The organism is Pseudomonas sp. P5_B2 (genome assembly GCF_056400445.1).
Genome location: NZ_JBFULH010000746.1, coordinates 1 through 1814 on the forward strand (window position 1 = coordinate 1; position 1814 = coordinate 1814).

At 56.3% G+C, this 1814-nt stretch carries 2 protein-coding genes and 1 pseudogene; all 3 read left to right on the top strand.

Annotation, left to right across the window (positions count from 1 at the left end):
• Positions 1 to 560 (top strand): tRNA pseudouridine synthase B (locus tag AC1DRJ_RS26265; RefSeq protein WP_477804717.1); only part of this gene is annotated, 560 nt, incomplete at its 5' end.
• Between the two features lie 117 nt (positions 561 to 677).
• A complete protein-coding gene (rpsO, locus tag AC1DRJ_RS26270; protein WP_003177875.1) occupies positions 678 to 947 on the top strand; it encodes a 30S ribosomal protein S15 in 270 nt (89 codons plus the stop codon).
• Positions 948 to 1142: 195 nt separating this feature from the next.
• Positions 1143 to 1814, top strand: a pseudogene (locus tag AC1DRJ_RS26275) (polyribonucleotide nucleotidyltransferase); the annotation flags it as partial.

Here is a 1814-nt window from a genome sequence, read left to right on the forward strand (position 1 = left end):
GTCAGATACCGCCGATGTACTCGGCGCTCAAGCGTGATGGGCAGCCGCTGTACAAGCTGGCCCGTGCTGGCGAAGTAGTGGAGCGCGAACCGCGTTCTGTTACTATTGCGCGCTTGGAATTGCTGGCCTTCGAGGGTGATACTGCGCGGCTTGCGGTGGATTGCAGCAAAGGCACCTATATCCGCACCTTGGTGGAGGATATCGGTGAGCAACTCGGTTGTGGCGCTTACGTTGCTGAATTGCGACGTACCCAGGCCGGGCCTTTTACGCTGGCGCAGACGGTTACGCTGGAAGAGTTGGAAGCGGTACATGCCGAAGGCGGCAATGAAGCGGTTGATCGCTTCCTGATGCCATCGGACAGCGGCCTGCTGGATTGGCCGCTGTTGCAGTTCTCGGAGCACAGCTCGTTCTATTGGCTTAACGGCCAACCGGTACGGGCCCCGGATGCACCGAAGTTCGGCATGGTACGGGTACAGGATCACAATGGTCGCTTCATCGGTATCGGTGAAGTGAGCGAAGACGGGCGCATCGCGCCGCGTCGACTGATTCGGTCAGAATGACCGGACGAGGGTGGCTGTTAACAGGCACGGTCACTACTCATTTTTAGATACAGGGATTTGTCCCTGGCCTGTTGAAGCCGTTTCTATGAAACAGCTTCCTGATAAAAGGATTGCCTCATGGCTCTCGACGTTCAAGAAAAAGCTCAAATCGTAGCTGACTACCAGCAAGCTGTTGGTGACACTGGTTCGCCAGAAGTGCAAGTTGCACTGCTGACCCACAACATCAACAAGCTGCAAGGTCACTTCAAGGCCAACGGTAAAGATCACCACTCCCGTCGTGGTCTGATCCGCATGGTAAACCAGCGCCGTAAGCTGCTGGACTACCTGAAAGGCAAGGATCTGGGTCGTTATCAGACTCTGATCGGTCGCCTGGGTCTGCGTCGCTAATAAGCGATTGCGCTAGAGGTTGGTTGTCTGCCGTGCGCCAGTGGGTTTCCCGCTGGCGCATGGCAGGCTCCCAGCCTCAAGTTTTATCTGGATATACGTTTTACCCTGGACAGGCGTTGGGCCGATTCCCGACATTGCCCAAGAATTTCGCAAGAAGACAAGTTCCCCAAGAGCCACAAAAGAAGGTAGGACACCGTGAACCCGGTAATCAAAAAATTCCAGTTCGGTCAGTCGACCGTTACCCTCGAGACTGGCCGTATCGCCCGTCAGGCCTCCGGCGCAGTATTGGTCACCGTTGACGACGACGTCAGCGTGTTGGTGACTGTCGTTGGTGCCAAGCAAGCCGATCCAGGCAAGGGCTTCTTCCCTCTGTCGGTTCACTACCAGGAAAAGACTTACGCTGCCGGTAAGATCCCTGGCGGTTTCTTCAAGCGTGAAGGCCGTCCTTCCGAGAAAGAAACCCTGACTTCCCGACTGATCGACCGTCCGATCCGTCCGCTGTTCCCAGAAGGCTTCATGAACGAAGTGCAGGTTGTCTGCACCGTCGTTTCCACCAGCAAGAAGACCGATCCGGACATCGCTGCGATGATCGGTACCTCGGCTGCCCTGGCCATCTCCGGCATTCCTTTCGATGGCCCGATCGGCTGTGCACGCGTTGCGTTCCACGAAAGCACCGGCTACCTGCTGAACCCGACTTACGAACAACAGAAAGCGTCGAGCCTGGACATGGTCGTTGCCGGTACTTCGGAAGCCGTGTTGATGGTTGAATCGGAAGCCAAAGAGCTGACCGAAGACCAGATGCTGGGCGCGGTACTGTTTGCTCACGACGAGTTCCAGGTTGTGATCAACGCCGTTAAAGAACTGGCT

Excerpts from the sequence above, each read along its gene's own strand:
- rpsO (WP_003177875.1), top strand. The coding sequence starts at position 678 with ATGGCTCTCGACGTTCAAGAAAAAGCTCAAATCGTAGCTGACTACCAG.